We start from the raw sequence: 13,746 nt of genomic DNA, 5'->3' as shown, positions 1-13,746 counted from the left end.
TTACTGATACGCTTTGCTTTCTTTCATTTTCACCATCACCACAAGGCCGGACAGGAAAGTAATGATCCCGGCAATATGTACGGCCCATACAAGGCCGAACAGGCTTGCTACGCCCCCTGCCATTAACGCCCCTGCTGCATAGCCGATGTCTCTCCAGAACCGGTAAACCCCAAGAGAGGAAGCCCGCCAGGATGGATGTGCGGTATCACTGACTGCTGCCAGCAGTGCGGGGTAGACCATTGCTGTGCCAATGCCCAGCAACACAGAGCCGGTCAGTCCCGCTGCAAGCGCGGGCAGGAATGTACTCCCGATCACCATATGCCCGAATGCCTGTACGAACATGCCCCATACGATCAGCGGCTTTCTGCCGATTTTGTCCGCAAGGGGCCCGGTGACGATCTGACCGAAACCCCATACCACAGGATATACCGCTTTAATCCAGCCAACGCCTTCCAGGCTTACGCCCGCTGATATGAACAGCAAGGGAAAGACGCCCCAGGACATTCCATCGTTCAGATTGTTGATCAGGCCGGCCTGGGAAATGGCAAACAGGTTCCTGTTCCTGAACGACGTTTCGCGGAATACCCACAACAGGTTGGGCTTATGAAACTTTTCGCCGGGAGCCTGTTGCTGTGCAACCTGCACTGACTCAAGGCGGGCATGGGCGCGCGTATCCCGTACAAGCCATATGGACAAGGCCAGCCCTGCGATGCTATACAGGATGCCGATGTAGAATGGCGCTGGCCGCAAGCCGTATCTGGCAGCCAGATACCCGGTAAGCAAGGCTGTGAGGCCAACTGCGCCGTATCCGGCGGCTTCATTAAGCCCCATCGCAAAGCCCCTCTTCTTAGGGCCAACCAGGTCAATTTTCATGTTTACGGTCATGGACCATGTAAGTCCCTGGCTGATGCCCAGCAGTATATTGGCTGCGATGATCCAGTTCCAGGCCGGACCCCAGGCAAGCAGGAAGGGTACCGGCAGGCCAACCAACCAACCGGTAATTAAAATCCGCTTCCGGGTGTATTTGTCGGCCAGTACGCCCGATATAAGATTGGTAAAGGCTTTCACTACGCCAAAGGCTATGATGAAAGAGAAAATAACAATTTCAGCACCGATCTTGAATTCATCGGTGCCTACCAGTGGTACGACCGTTCTTTCCAGACCGACCATTCCACCTACCAGCATATTCACCAGCACCAGCAGGGCGAACTGTTTCCAGTTTTCTTTTAATCCTAATCTGATCTCCTCCATAATCAGTTTTTATGCATTCAGGAAACAGCACACCTCTGACACTGAACAACGGCAATTGCAGGTGTTCTCATTAAAGCACTGTTTTAAGTTCGTCGTAAAGGTAATGGAAAGCCCCATCTATTCAATGTAATTATTGAATAGATGGGACAAGTTTGACACTGCAATTGCAGTTATGCGCATAAAAAAAAGTGGCAGAACTTCTACCACTTTCAACTAATGTATATGCCTCACTACACGCTATTGCTCTGCTGAAATTTCAATCGGGTAGCCTTTCAATTGCCATTCCGGGTAGCCCTGATCCATTCTTTTGGCCTTGTAGCCTTTGCCTTTAAGTAGCGCAACGGCTTCATCGGCATACACACAGAACGGGCCACGGCAGTAGGCTACGATCATTTTCCCCCTGGGCAGCTTTCTGAGGAAGGATTCCAGCTTTTCAACGGGAGCGGATATTGCCTTATGAATATGCCCGCGGTTGTATTCTTCTTCCGGCCTGACATCTAACAGTATGATCTCATCCTGATCCAGCAGTTTTTGCAATGACGCTGCGTCTACAGCATCCATCCCGCTGTTATGGCCTTTTCTGAAATCATGAATTACCTTTTCCACCTGCGCGTTGTACGCAAAACCAAGTTCGCGCAGCCCTGCCCAGGCATCGAAGACATTTGCACCCGTCAATGTATAATGAATAAAGTTGCCATTTCTTGATACTTTAACAAGCTTGGCATTTTTTAATGTTTGCAGATGTTGTGATGCATTGGCAACAGACATGCCGGCATAACCAGCGATCTGCTCTACCGAAAATGGCCCCTGTGCCAGCAGATCTATGATTTCCAGCCGATGAGGATTGGCCATCGCTTTGGCTACTTTCGACAACTCGGTGTAGACATTATCCTTAAATTCTCTTTTGTTCATCCCCTGTTCGCTTTTGCTTTAGCACAAAGCTATCGAAAAGAGCTCAGCTATTCAATAGCTTTATTGAGCAACGACATTAACCCCACTCCTGCCTGTTACCGGCCTCCGGGTGGGCAGTTTTCCCGCAGGAAGTGGGTGTACAGTGTAGAAAGATGCTCAAACGTCCCCTCTCCTTCGCTGATGCTGTGGGTGCGGTTGGGATAGGGCATGAACTGGAATATCTTCCTATGCCGGATCAGCTCGTTCACCAGCAATTCCGCGTTCTGATAATGTACGTTGTCATCCCCGGTACCGTGGATGTACAGCAGTTTGCCCTGCAGACGGCTGGCGTAAGTGATCGGCGAGCCGTCGGTGAAATCTTCCCTGTTCTCCTGCGGCAGGCCCATATAGCGCTCCTGGTAAATATTGTCGTACGTCAGCTGGGAAGCCACGGCAGCAATAGCGATGCCGGCTTTATAGATCTCGGGGTACTGGAAAAGCAGGTTCAGGGTCATGGAGCCTCCTCCGCTCCATCCCCATACCGCGATCCGGTCTTTATCCACATAAGGCCATTTCAGAATTTCTTTCGCGGCCATTGCCTGGTCCCGCGCATTGAGGCGGCCGATCTTGCGATAGATGCTTTTGCGCCAGGTACGGCCTTTCGGGGCCGGGGTACCGCGGTTATCCAGCGAGATGTAGATATAGCCGTCGCCTGACATATCTCCCGCATACAGGAAATTGCGCCCGGCGCCAAAACCGTCTTCCACAGTACAGCCGGCAGGCTCTCCATATACATAGAAGACCACGGGGTATTTCTTCGTGGAATCAAAGTTGGCTGGTTTGGCGATCCAGCCGTCCATCGTAACCCCGTCTTCCGTAGTTACCTGGAAGAAGCTGACGGGACTTTGCTTTGCAGCAGTTCTTGCAGCATCAGCACCAAAGTTCTTGCCAGTCAGGCTTTTATGGTCCGGCAGGGAAATACGTTCGCTGACCGGAGGCATGGCATGGTTCTCGAAAACGTGGGTAGCAAACCGCCCGTTAGGCGAAATATCATATTTGTGCGTGCCCGGCTGGTCGGCCGGTGTTACCTTTTCCGCCGGGCCGCCGGACAGCGGTACGCGGTAGAGATACTGCTGCGTGGCATTTTCCGGGGAAGCGTGTATGTAGATGACCTTGTTCTTTTCGTCAATAAGACTGATGTTGATCACATCGTAATTGCCGGGTGTGAGCAGCTGTTCTTTTTTACCGTCCGCCGAAATGCTGTAGAGGTGCCTCCAGCCATCCTTCTCGCTGACCCAGATGAAGGCTTTGCCATCCTGCACCCAGTCCCAGCCGGTGATATCATCATTGTCCCAGCGGGATTTCACATCTATCCAGGCCTCGTCCTTTTCCGTATAAATCGTTTGCACCTTCCCGTCTGCCTGGCAGCGCATCAGGCGGGAGGTATTTTGCTTGCGGTTGAGTTGCTGGATGATCAGTTCGTTTTTACCGGGTAGCCATTCCATGCGGGGAATATAATGCTGCTGCGGATCGCCCGGCACCTGCATCCAGGTGGTCTTTTTACTTTGCAGGTTAACAACGCCCACTTTGCAGGCGGAGGGGCTTTCCCCTGCCTTGGGGTATTCCACCGGGATGGTGTAGGAATAGACAGAGTCCGTATTATCGATCATCAGGAAATCCCGGATCTTGCCGGCATCGATCTGCCAGTAGGCAATATTTTTGCCATCCGGGCTCCAGCGGAAGCCGTCGCGGCAGCTGAACTCCTCTTCATAGGCCCAATCGAACGTGCCATTGATAAGCCTGCGGGACCCGTCTTTGGTCAGCTGCTCTGTTTTGCCGCTGGCAAGATCTTCCACATAGAGATTATGGCCGCTGACATAGGCGGCCTTAGTGCCGTCCGGAGATATTTTGGTAAACATCAGCGAAGATTCCGGCAGGGATTTGCCCAGTTGGCGCAACCTGCCTGTGCCGGTATCATAGATCCAGTAGTCTCCACGGGTGTGATAGCGCCAGACGCGGCGGGTGTTGGTAAAGACAAGCAGTTGTTTTTCATCCGGCGTAAAGCTGAAGTTGCTGATATCCAGCGGAGTGTTGCGGCCTTCGGGGGTCAATGCAGCTGCGGGCACTTTGATCATGCGCTGATTGTCATTTGCCTGGTAGGCAACAATGGCGCCGTCTTCTTCCCTCCAGATCCCCTCCCCGTTCCGGGTCCATTTCAATTCCTGTGCGAATACGGGTGCTGTGATGACCAGGAGCATACAAAGCACCTGGATTTTACGGATTACATGCATATAGACTGAAAAATTGGATAATGGGTAAAAATAATGGAATTATCTGCAATGGCAGGCGGGGAAAATGTTAAATGGCAAAAGGGGTAACAAAAGGGCGGGATGATGGATATAAGGATGTGGATAACATGGAAACGATTGCAATTAAAATATTGATAATGTATAAAGTTAGAATGTGGATAAGTTATCTATAAAAAATTTTGTTGATTTATATTTTTCATTACTTTTACGTTAATTAAGCAATCCTATTGAAAAACTAAACACAAATGGTACAGGTATCCTATTCTTACAAAAACCGGGAATTCGTTCATTTAGAGGATTCCATCATGAACCAGATCGCGGAAAGCGGTAAACGTATGCTTTTCGCCCTTTTGGAACCAATTCACGACGTATTAATGCAGGAGAACGGCAAGATCAGGATTTGTCTTGACGAGCACCCGAACATTGAGCTGGAAGGCTTCAGTGCACCGGTGAAAACCAGGATCGAGCGCACCTTGCGTGGCGAAGATCATGATTGCTAACCTGATACGCTCCATTTAACCGCTTTTTTACAACACCTACTGATAATGGCGGTGCATCCGATGCACCGCCTTTTTTATACCTGTGGGATAAACGGATTACGCTATGGCAAAGATCACCAGGACTATCCGTGTCCGGGGAAGTAAACTAACGACTGGCTTTATATTTTTTTTTACTGCAATATCCCTGCTGATCATCGGCTGGCTGAAAGATGCCAGGGGTTTGATATGGACGGCAGTTGTGATACTGGTTTTGCTGGCCACGCTGTCACTTGTACGCCGCCGGACGGTGGTAACGCTGGATGAGAAGGGCATCCGTTACAAAAGCCCTTTCTGGGACCTTCATTTTTTGTGGAACGAGGTGCAATCCTGCGGGATCTATTACGTCAGGAACCGGGAGGTTTACCTGGAGCAGGCGGAACATGCCGATATAACCCACCGTGAGGGCTGGCCGCTGACGATCTTTGTGTCCACCCGCTCTAACTATTTTCCCAGCCGGGAAGACCGGTTCATCAACCGCCGGGATATCCATTTCCGCTGGAACCGGGAGGCCTGGGATGTGATTGCGAGGAATGTGAGCAGGGAGGCGTTGGGGGGAGTGTGACCCAATGCTGATCCCGGAACTGAATTGTCGTCTTTTCCGTATATTTGCAAGGCTATGAAAAAGATAATAAGCAAATCCATCACCGTCAACAAAGCCGCTTTAAAAGAGGCGTTGTTGCAGCCTCGGGAGCAGCAGGCCGGACGAGTTGAGCATCTTTCCCGAAAATCGAAGGAAAGTGGCATTGTCGGTAAGCTTGTTGAAATTCGCGAAAAGGCAAAAGCGAAATAAAAAAACTGACCAGAACGATTGTTGATTTATGCCATTGTACCCCTATGCCTCAGGGCCTTCTGTGCCTCCAACGCAAAGTTTTGTTTTCCCGACAGATTTGGGCTGTCTGTATATTATTGAATTTTACAGTTCAATCGGTCGTTTTTCTGACGATCCCATCCTGCACAATGACGGATTAATTTATGAGATCAATATTACAAGGAGTTATCTGGAACGTCCTCCGAATAAAGGTGAGCGAAAATTTGACAATCTGGTAGAGCCCACCATCCGGGAGATACTGAATAATTTTATACAGGCGGGAGGTATTCTGCCGGTATATTTTTATGTCTGTGAAAATGGCGATGAAAAAGAAAATGCGCGTAGCCGCCTATTTGCGGAACGCTGGTATTTGCAATCCACGCTGGAGGGCTGGATACTTTATAATTTTGAACTGAAAGAAGATCAGGCAGACCCGTCCCCATGGTTCCTTGGCTTGCTGATCCACGAGGATCATCCGAATGCCGGTACTTTTTCGCAATGTTTTGAGAATTTCATCACCCGGGAAATTACGCAAGGCAAGGTCATTCAAACAAGCCGAGTATAGAAAAAGGCCGGAAACCCCGGCCCTTTCCAAAATATCATACAATGAAATATCTTATCTGCTATTGATCTTGGAAAGCAAACGCAGTATTTCCAGGTAGAGCCATACCAGTGTTACCAGCAGGGCAAAAGACCCGAACCATTCAAAGTATTTCGGTGCGCCCTGCGCTACCCCGTTCTCGATCAGATCGAAATCCAGGATCAGGTTCAATGCGGCCACAGCCACCACCACCAGGGAAAAGCCGATGCCAAGCAGGCTGCCTTCGTGCAGGAAGGGAATATTGATATTGAAAAAGCCGAGTACAAAGGCGATCAGGTAGAATACACCGATCCCCATGGTTGCGGTCACCACGATCGCTTTAAACCGTTCTGTAGCCCGGATGATCCTGGCGCGGTACAATACCAGCATGGAGATAAAAGTGGCGATGGTCAGCCCCACGGCCTGCAATACAATACCATCGTACAGGCTGCTGTACATTGCGGATATTGCGCCGAGCGCCAGACCTTTGGCCAGCGCGTATGCCGGCGCCAGGTAAGGGCTCCACTCCTTCTTCACAATGATAATGATCGCCAGCACAAGGCCTCCGATAACACCGCCCAATACCAGCGGCATAATGTTCTCACCCTTGGAGAACGCACCCCAGGAATAAACAGCGGCGGCCAGCACCATGGCCAGCAGGAACGCCATTTTACCGATCGTACCACCGAGCGTCATCGACTCGGAGTACTCCAGGCGGGATGCCTGCTCGAATGTTTTTTCCTTCAGTACAGGGTTGTTGGATTCAAATAATGCCATGTTCAGTAAATATTTTTGATAATGGTAAATATACAATGTTTTCAGGAGTTGGCAGCTTAGTCCTCCTTCCCTCCTTTTTCCCCTGTAAACCAATGCTCCTTGTCACGGAACAGCACATTAAAAGTGGTCAGGGAGCCATAAATGCGGGTGATGTACTGCTGCATGTTCACTTTGTCCTCATCACTGAGCAGTTTATGGCTGTTGATCTGCTGTTCCAGCACCCGCAACCTGTCCCGCACCATAACGATCTTGTGAAAAAACGCCTCAATGGGCACTTCCTTGGGCTTCAGGGCTGGGTCTTTCGGCTGCAGCAGCATTGTTCCGCCAACCCACCTGTCCCCAAGCGGCACGATCTCTGAAAACCCGCCCCAGAGGCGCAGTATTTTCAATAGGGAGGTTTCCACCTGTGAAACGGTTTCCACTTCCACCGTCTGGTTCTCCATATACAGGACCTCGAACAGGGGATCTGTTTTGTCGATCTCTTCTATGCCATGATTGATGAAGGTGACCACGAACTGGGCGTATTTCACGCCAATGATCACACCCGGCCCAAATCGTGCGTGCTGTACACGCGAGCCGATGCCTGCTGTGAGTTCTTCCATGCTGTTTTTTTGGCAATATAACAATTACCCGGATGTTTCCTGCGTGTTCACCTCGCGGCCGGAAAAGGAAAGGATGGTACTGTTGAGCAGGCGGCGCATCCGGCGTTCGGTTTCTTTATCCGGCCGGGGGATCAGGAACTGCACTTTGTAATGCACTGCGTCTTTTTTGATCTCCAGTATCTTCAGGGAAAAGCTGTTATCGGTGATATTATTGGAAAACGGGCGCAGTACGCTCTTCAACTCCTTTTCCACCACATCCGGCGAGGCATGATGCTTCAGGTCCAGCTCAAATTCTATGGTCAGCTTCTTAATGTTCTGCTTGCTCTGGTTCAGCACCATGGAGGAAAAGATCACCGAGTTGGGGATCAGCACAATATCATCATCATCATTCTGCAGCACTACGTTGATCAGCGTGATATCCAGCACCTTTCCCCGGTATTCGTTCACCCTGATCTGGTCACCGAGGGACAACTGGTCAGAGAACATGATGATCAGGCCATTGATCATATTCGTCACATAGTCTTTCGACAGCAGCGCGAATGCGGCAGCGGCGATGCTGAGGCTGAAGAACAGCTGCGACAGGTCCGAACCGAAGAACATGAGCAGCGCCACGAGGAAAAAAACGGTATTCAGCACGGAGGAAATGCGGTTGATGCCCAGCACAAAGTTGTCCCGGGTCAGCTTTTGCAGCCGGTGCTTCTGGAGGTACCAGAAGATCATCACGATCCAGCCGACGGAGATCAGCAGGTTGGCGCCGAGGAAAAGGGACAAAGCATCAGCCATCCGGCCCAGCCAGGCATATTTTGCAAAAAGCGCCTGCTGGGTGAAGTTGAAATACATCAGGCCAAGGTACACGAGCAGCTTGATGATGAAAATGAGTATCTGGTTCCTGAATTTCTTGCGGTTATATGTAGCCTGGTCTGTTAACATTGCCAGCAAAATTACAAAAAAGGCCGGCAACAAAAATGCCGCCTGCCGTTTTGCTCTTGCGGAATGAATGAATTATTCGCGGATGTGGGGCTGCCGCGCGGGGGACTTCAAAAAAGGGCTGCCTCTGGCGAGACAACCCTTCATATGGTACCGGTTTTCTATGGTCTATTCAGCGAACAGCTCCGCGAGTTTTTCCTGCAGCGCTTCTTCCCGCAGGTCTTTGGCGATCACCTTTCCTCCGGGGTCCAGCAGGAAGTTGGTGGGCACCGCACGGATGCCGTATTCTTCCACGATATCGCTTTTCCATCCTTTCAGATCGCCCACATGCGCCCAGGTGAGACCGTCTTTTTCAATAGCGGCGATCCATGCATCGCGTTTGGTGTCCAGCGTTACGCCGAGCACTTCGAAGCCTTTTGCGTGGTATTTGTTATAGGCGGCCACCACGTTGGGGTTCTCCTTGCGGCACGGCCCGCACCAGCTGGCCCAGAAATCCACCAGCACATATTTGCCTTTGTAGCTGGAGAGTTTCACGATGTTGCCGGAGGTATCCGCCAGGGCAAAATCCGGTTTGGCGCCTATATCGGTTTTGGCAGCAATGTCCAGCGTTGTTTTCAGCTCACGGCCATAGACAGAATTGAGCGCGGCCGGCTTCAGCAATGGCATCAGTTGAGCTACTTTCGCCGGCGCGGGATAATTGATATACCGGTCGATGATGACCCACGGCGTTACCGGGGACGCCGGATATTTGCGCACAAAACGGAACACTCCGCTGTCCAGGTCCCTACCAAGCTCATCAAAACCTTTCCTGACCGCTGCACGGGCTATGGTGTCTTTTGCTTTTTCAGCAGCGTCGAGCTTTTGATATAGTGAGCCCGCTCTTGTATGCGTGGCGCCCCAGATATTCTTCCATTCATCGTATGCCGGCTGGTGTTCGGCGCCCGTAATGCTCACTTCGCTGAAGGTGCTGTCCGCGGTAACGTTCATCGTTCCTTTATTGGCAAAGAAACCGAAGCCGTTCCGCAATCCGTCGATCCGCAGAAAGTAAAATTCCCCGCTGCTGGTTTTCCCGCGAAAGGAGAATTTTCCCTCTTTCAGCATAACGGAGTCCAGCACCTGCTTCCCGTCTTCCGAGTGGCCGAGGTACACTTTCCCTTCGGAGCGGTCCCTGATGTTCCCGTTCAGGGTAAATGCGGCCTTCTCCTGCGCATAGGCAGCGGAAGAACATAACAGCACAAAGGCTAACAATCTTTTCATTCAACTTTATTTTAAAGGTTATGGTACTTTGAACCCGATATCCACGATCCTGCCGAAGCCTTCATACATTGTTTCGTACGTGGTAAAATGGCCGACAGATGATACTTCGAAGAAATACAGCTTTCCCTGCGTTCCGTCCCAGGTTGCGGCAACCAGCCGTGAGGCGCCGCCCGGATCGCGCTGGAACTGCATTTTCACGATGCTCTCCCCTGCCGGGAAAGCATATTGCTGTACGGTAGTATTGGAAGTGGTCTCGTAACGGTACATCACATTGCCCGTGGCATAATAGATATGCGGCGTGAGCGTGGAAGATGCTATGGCCGTCATATTCAGCAATCCCGGTGCATCCATCTGCGTTTTCTGCAGGGTAAGGTTCGGAGGATCGTTATTAGCCACCGCCAGTTTGAAGCGGAGCAGCCAGGGCGCATTGGAAGCGTCTTTCATCACAGCGTTATACTCGCGCGTTACATTCGCGGTATCCATGTAGAGGATATCCATGCCTACATCATTCAGATCGAACAGTGTGCTTGCCGCCGCGGGAAAATCAGAAAGCCCCTGCAGGCCCACCACATAAAAACGCTTCGCCAGCTTGTCAAACGCCACGGTGGTGTACGTGGTGCCTCCGGCAATGTACGGCGCCATGTCATAACTGTAGTTCCCGGCCGGTGTGGCCAGCGCTTCCCCCCATTTCTTGGTGCCGGGGAAACCGCCTACCAGGTTGGAATGCACTTTGCCGTTGTTGATGATCACCCCCTGGGATGGGCTGTTGTAAGTATTATTCATCATCCACATCAGCCGCGTAGGTTTGGATACTGCCGGCGCAGCGTAGAACAGGTAAGCATAATCCCATTGCCGCAGCATCGTCTGATAGCTCAGTTCCATACCGTTATTCTCGGTCAGCAGATAGATCTTGCGGGAAACGTTGGAAAAGCCGTCGGTCACCTGGTAAGGCGTTGTTTCAAGCTTTACCGGTTTTCCCATGGGATGGTCCGCATTAAGACTGCTGTACACGCCCAATTCCAGCGTACCATCCGGCAGGATCATGGACAGATCGCCGCCCGTCCCTTTTTCTTCCAGTATCAGCCAGCCGGAAGCATACTTGTTGGTGATGATCATATTGTAAAAGATCGCGGTGCTTATCCCGGTGTTCTTGTCCGTAACCCTGTAGGTCAGGCGGTAGTTCTGGCCAAGGGTAAAAACCGGGGCAGCGATCTTCACGGCCAGGTTACGTTCAGTGGAGATCACCGTCCTCGGCAAAGTATAATCGCTGGCCGGTGAATTGTCGAACACCATCCATTCATAAGCGAGACTGTCCTCGTTCCCCGCCAGTGTTTGCTGAATCACCGGTGTGATCTTCAGGGAGTCGCCCAACGTAATGGAAAGGCTGGCCGGCGTGCTGTCATCGGATATGGAAAGCTGATTGATGGCGACATAATCGTAATTGCCTTTATCCTTATAACAACCGGCTACCAGTATGGTGCATAGTAAACTTGATATCGTCAGATTGAATTTCATCCGTTAATATTTTATTTTTTTACGGGTCAGATGGAACCTCGGTTTCATCATCATACTTTTTAACAGTTAAGGAAACACAACGCGCTCTCCGTTCTCGTCCAGCATCGGCCCGTTGGCCTGTTCATAATTGTAGAGCGCGAGCTTCAGCGCCTGGATGTAGAAATACTGGTCGCCCGGGTAAATGGCGCCTGTCCATATCGTACGGCCGGTGACATCTATCATGAATTTGAATTTGGTGGTTGAATAGGCCCCGAAGCTCCAAACCAGGCTGTTATCCCAGTTGGCCGGCTTCAGCAGCTGATCGTTGATGCTGATCTTGTAGTGCAGCCGGTCGTACCTTTGCGAGATAGTGCTTGTCCGGTCCTCATATCCCGGCTTGAAATCCGCGGATTCAGCCACCTCGAACACTACGTCCACAACACTGTCCTTCAATCCCGGTCTGCGGTAAAGCAGTACCGGTATCCTGGCCGTGTATTCCCCGGCTGGTATGATCAGCGGTTGCACGGCATAATGATATCCGGCTATGGCGGTGGAGGTATCCACTGTTTTCAGATTGATCTCCCTGTCGCGGTCAGCGGCGGTGCCCATGATCCGGAAATTCAGCCAGGCGGTATCCACGGTCAGGTCTTCCGGTCCCGTTGCGAAGGAATACACAATGCTGTCCGCATTGGTAACGAACTTTGTAAAATAGACCCTCGGATCTTCCTGGTACATCAGCCTTTCATCCTTCGTGCAGGCTACAAAGAGCGTTGAGAGGAACAGGGCGGCGTATATGACGATTTTGTTCATGTTCATCCATTTATTATTTACCAAATTCAATTTCGGCCTGCGGCAGCGGGAAGGTGTACTTGGCTTCCGTCATAGGGTTGCCAACGCCGTCAGGGATGGTGGCGATATTCCTGCGTTTCAGGTAGTACCAGAACTGGCCTTCGCCGTAAAATTCCTTGCGGTACTCCTTTTGTATCTCGGCATCCAGCGTAGCGGCATCGGTCAGCAAAGGCAGGCCGCGCACTTCTCTTACCTCATTGAGGAAAGCCAGTCCATCCGTCGGCGTAGCGGAAGCTTCCGCGGCGATGTAGTACATTTCCGGCAGGCGCATGACGGGAACAAGCCGCTGTTTTACATTGGCGGTATTTTCCACATAGTACTTTTTTGTGTACACGTTACCTCCTGCGGTGGTGGCGGACCAGATGGATTTTGATGCCGCCGGTATCCGCATGTCCGTACCATATCCTGGCTGGGATACTTCGAACATATTGTTCACTTTCGTGAGGGTGGACCAGAGGTCGCGGTTATCATCCCTGGGATCCGCAGCGGGTTTGAAAAGGTTTTCGGCATTCCTTCTGAGGCCGGAAACATATACGGAGAAGATGTGTTCCGGACTGAAGGTGACATCCGAAGCGGTGGTGGAGACGTCCACATTCAGCCGCAAAGCGGTCATGAAACTGAATTTGCCGCTCTCTATCACTTCCTTCGCGTACTGCAGCGCCTTGGGCTTGTTGCCTTTGTAAAGGTACAGGCGGGCCAGTGCGCCTTTTACCGCCCAATAGTTCAGGTGGTTCTGGCGATACATCAGGAAGAGGTCGAGTGATACCGAACCCTGATTGCCCGCAATCTGGTCGATATCCGTGTGAACGGACAGCAGTTCCTCCGCGGCCAGCAATTCCGCCTCGCATTTATCAACAATAGCGCCCACCGTGCCTTTTTCCTGCGGCACAACGGTAAACTGTTCCAGGTACGGAATGGCCGGCAGGGCTGCATTGGCGCCGTCCAGATACGCAGGCGCATAAAGTTTCAGCAGTTCAAAGTGCAGAAAGGCGCGCATGGCCAGGGCCTCCCCTTTTATGATGTTGTAATCGGTATTGCCGAGCATGCCCTTCCGGCTTTCGATGTTCTTCAGGATATAGTTGCACTGGGCGATGGCGGCATATGCACCTCCCCATAAGCCGGCGAGCAGCTGCTCCACATCCAGGAGGTAGTTTGCGGCTGTGTTGGTGTAAGTGTACCGGGCGATATAGCCGTAGTAGCTGCCCGTGGTCTTGTTCTCATACCTTCCGGCCAGCACATCGAGCAAACCGAAGCTGAGGTTCCTGCCATAAAGCGAGTCCCCTGCTGCCTGCTGATACACGCCGAACAGGGCATCAATGAATCCCTGTTTGCTGGAAAACTGTTCTTCCTCCCGGGTTTGCGTTTTAGGAGACACATCCAGCCATTTGGAACATGACGAGAGTGAAATGGCAGTTCCCAAAACAAGCATGATCCGATATTTTCTGCTGAATTTCATATTCAT

The 13,746-nt window shown here is 51.4% G+C and carries 14 protein-coding genes; 4 read left to right on the top strand and 10 right to left on the bottom strand.

Annotation, left to right across the window (positions count from 1 at the left end; genetic code table 11):
* The 3 genes from FW415_RS16105 to FW415_RS16095 form a co-directional block, all read right to left on the bottom strand.
* Window positions 1–1,251 carry an MFS transporter gene (locus FW415_RS16105; RefSeq protein ID WP_148387065.1) on the bottom strand — a complete coding sequence of 417 codons (1,251 nt, stop codon included), beginning with the start codon at window positions 1,249–1,251 and terminating at the stop codon, window positions 1–3.
* Window positions 1,252–1,488: 237 nt separating this feature from the next.
* Window positions 1,489–2,163 (bottom strand): metalloregulator ArsR/SmtB family transcription factor, encoded by a 675-nt coding sequence (locus FW415_RS16100; protein WP_148387062.1) that lies wholly within the window; start codon window positions 2,161–2,163, stop codon window positions 1,489–1,491.
* 95 nt (window positions 2,164–2,258) lie between these two features.
* On the bottom strand, window positions 2,259–4,400 hold the full coding sequence (locus FW415_RS16095; RefSeq protein ID WP_246858767.1) for a S9 family peptidase: 2,142 nt from the start codon (window positions 4,398–4,400) through the stop codon (window positions 2,259–2,261).
* A gap of 296 nt (window positions 4,401–4,696) precedes the next feature.
* On the opposite strand from FW415_RS16095, the gene FW415_RS16090 reads away from it, so the two are divergent.
* From FW415_RS16090 to FW415_RS16080, 4 genes are all read left to right on the top strand, one after another.
* Window positions 4,697–4,951: a hypothetical protein gene (locus tag FW415_RS16090; RefSeq protein ID WP_148387057.1), complete on the top strand. Its 255-nt coding sequence runs from the start codon at window positions 4,697–4,699 to the stop codon at window positions 4,949–4,951.
* 103 nt (window positions 4,952–5,054) lie between these two features.
* Entirely contained in the window at window positions 5,055–5,552 is a 498-nt protein-coding gene (locus FW415_RS16085; RefSeq protein ID WP_148387055.1) for a hypothetical protein, read from the top strand.
* 54 nt (window positions 5,553–5,606) lie between these two features.
* Window positions 5,607–5,780 (top strand): hypothetical protein, encoded by a 174-nt coding sequence (locus tag FW415_RS25020; protein ID WP_168208844.1) that lies wholly within the window; start codon window positions 5,607–5,609, stop codon window positions 5,778–5,780.
* Between the two features lie 28 nt (window positions 5,781–5,808).
* Window positions 5,809–6,363, top strand: coding sequence for a hypothetical protein (locus FW415_RS16080; protein ID WP_148387052.1), 555 nt, complete (start codon window positions 5,809–5,811; stop codon window positions 6,361–6,363).
* A 51-nt stretch (window positions 6,364–6,414) separates the two neighbouring features.
* Here FW415_RS16080 and FW415_RS16075 read toward each other — a convergent pair whose 3' ends face one another.
* The 7 genes from FW415_RS16075 to FW415_RS16045 form a co-directional block, all read right to left on the bottom strand.
* On the bottom strand, window positions 6,415–7,155 hold the full coding sequence (locus FW415_RS16075; protein WP_148387050.1) for a Bax inhibitor-1/YccA family protein: 741 nt from the start codon (window positions 7,153–7,155) through the stop codon (window positions 6,415–6,417).
* 56 nt (window positions 7,156–7,211) lie between these two features.
* Entirely contained in the window at window positions 7,212–7,757 is a 546-nt protein-coding gene (locus FW415_RS16070) for a hypothetical protein (protein WP_148387048.1), read from the bottom strand.
* A 24-nt stretch (window positions 7,758–7,781) separates the two neighbouring features.
* The gene (locus FW415_RS16065; RefSeq protein ID WP_148387046.1) at window positions 7,782–8,687 is read right to left on the bottom strand and encodes a mechanosensitive ion channel family protein; all 906 of its coding nucleotides are present in this window, start codon (window positions 8,685–8,687) and stop codon (window positions 7,782–7,784) included.
* Between the two features lie 165 nt (window positions 8,688–8,852).
* Window positions 8,853–9,941 carry a TlpA disulfide reductase family protein gene (locus FW415_RS16060; RefSeq protein WP_148387043.1) on the bottom strand — a complete coding sequence of 363 codons (1,089 nt, stop codon included), beginning with the start codon at window positions 9,939–9,941 and terminating at the stop codon, window positions 8,853–8,855.
* Between the two features lie 18 nt (window positions 9,942–9,959).
* On the bottom strand, window positions 9,960–11,456 hold the full coding sequence (locus tag FW415_RS16055) for a PKD-like family lipoprotein (RefSeq protein ID WP_148387040.1): 1,497 nt from the start codon (window positions 11,454–11,456) through the stop codon (window positions 9,960–9,962).
* 66 nt (window positions 11,457–11,522) lie between these two features.
* On the bottom strand, window positions 11,523–12,245 hold the full coding sequence (locus FW415_RS16050) for a DUF4843 domain-containing protein (protein WP_168208843.1): 723 nt from the start codon (window positions 12,243–12,245) through the stop codon (window positions 11,523–11,525).
* A 13-nt stretch (window positions 12,246–12,258) separates the two neighbouring features.
* A complete protein-coding gene (locus tag FW415_RS16045) occupies window positions 12,259–13,713 on the bottom strand; it encodes a RagB/SusD family nutrient uptake outer membrane protein (protein WP_168208842.1) in 1,455 nt (484 codons plus the stop codon).
* Window positions 13,714–13,746: the final 33 nt, after the last annotated feature.

Source organism: Chitinophaga sp. XS-30, assembly GCF_008086345.1.
In the GTDB taxonomy this organism is placed as follows: domain Bacteria; phylum Bacteroidota; class Bacteroidia; order Chitinophagales; family Chitinophagaceae; genus Chitinophaga.
This window is presented reverse-complemented; position numbering and strand designations above follow the sequence as displayed.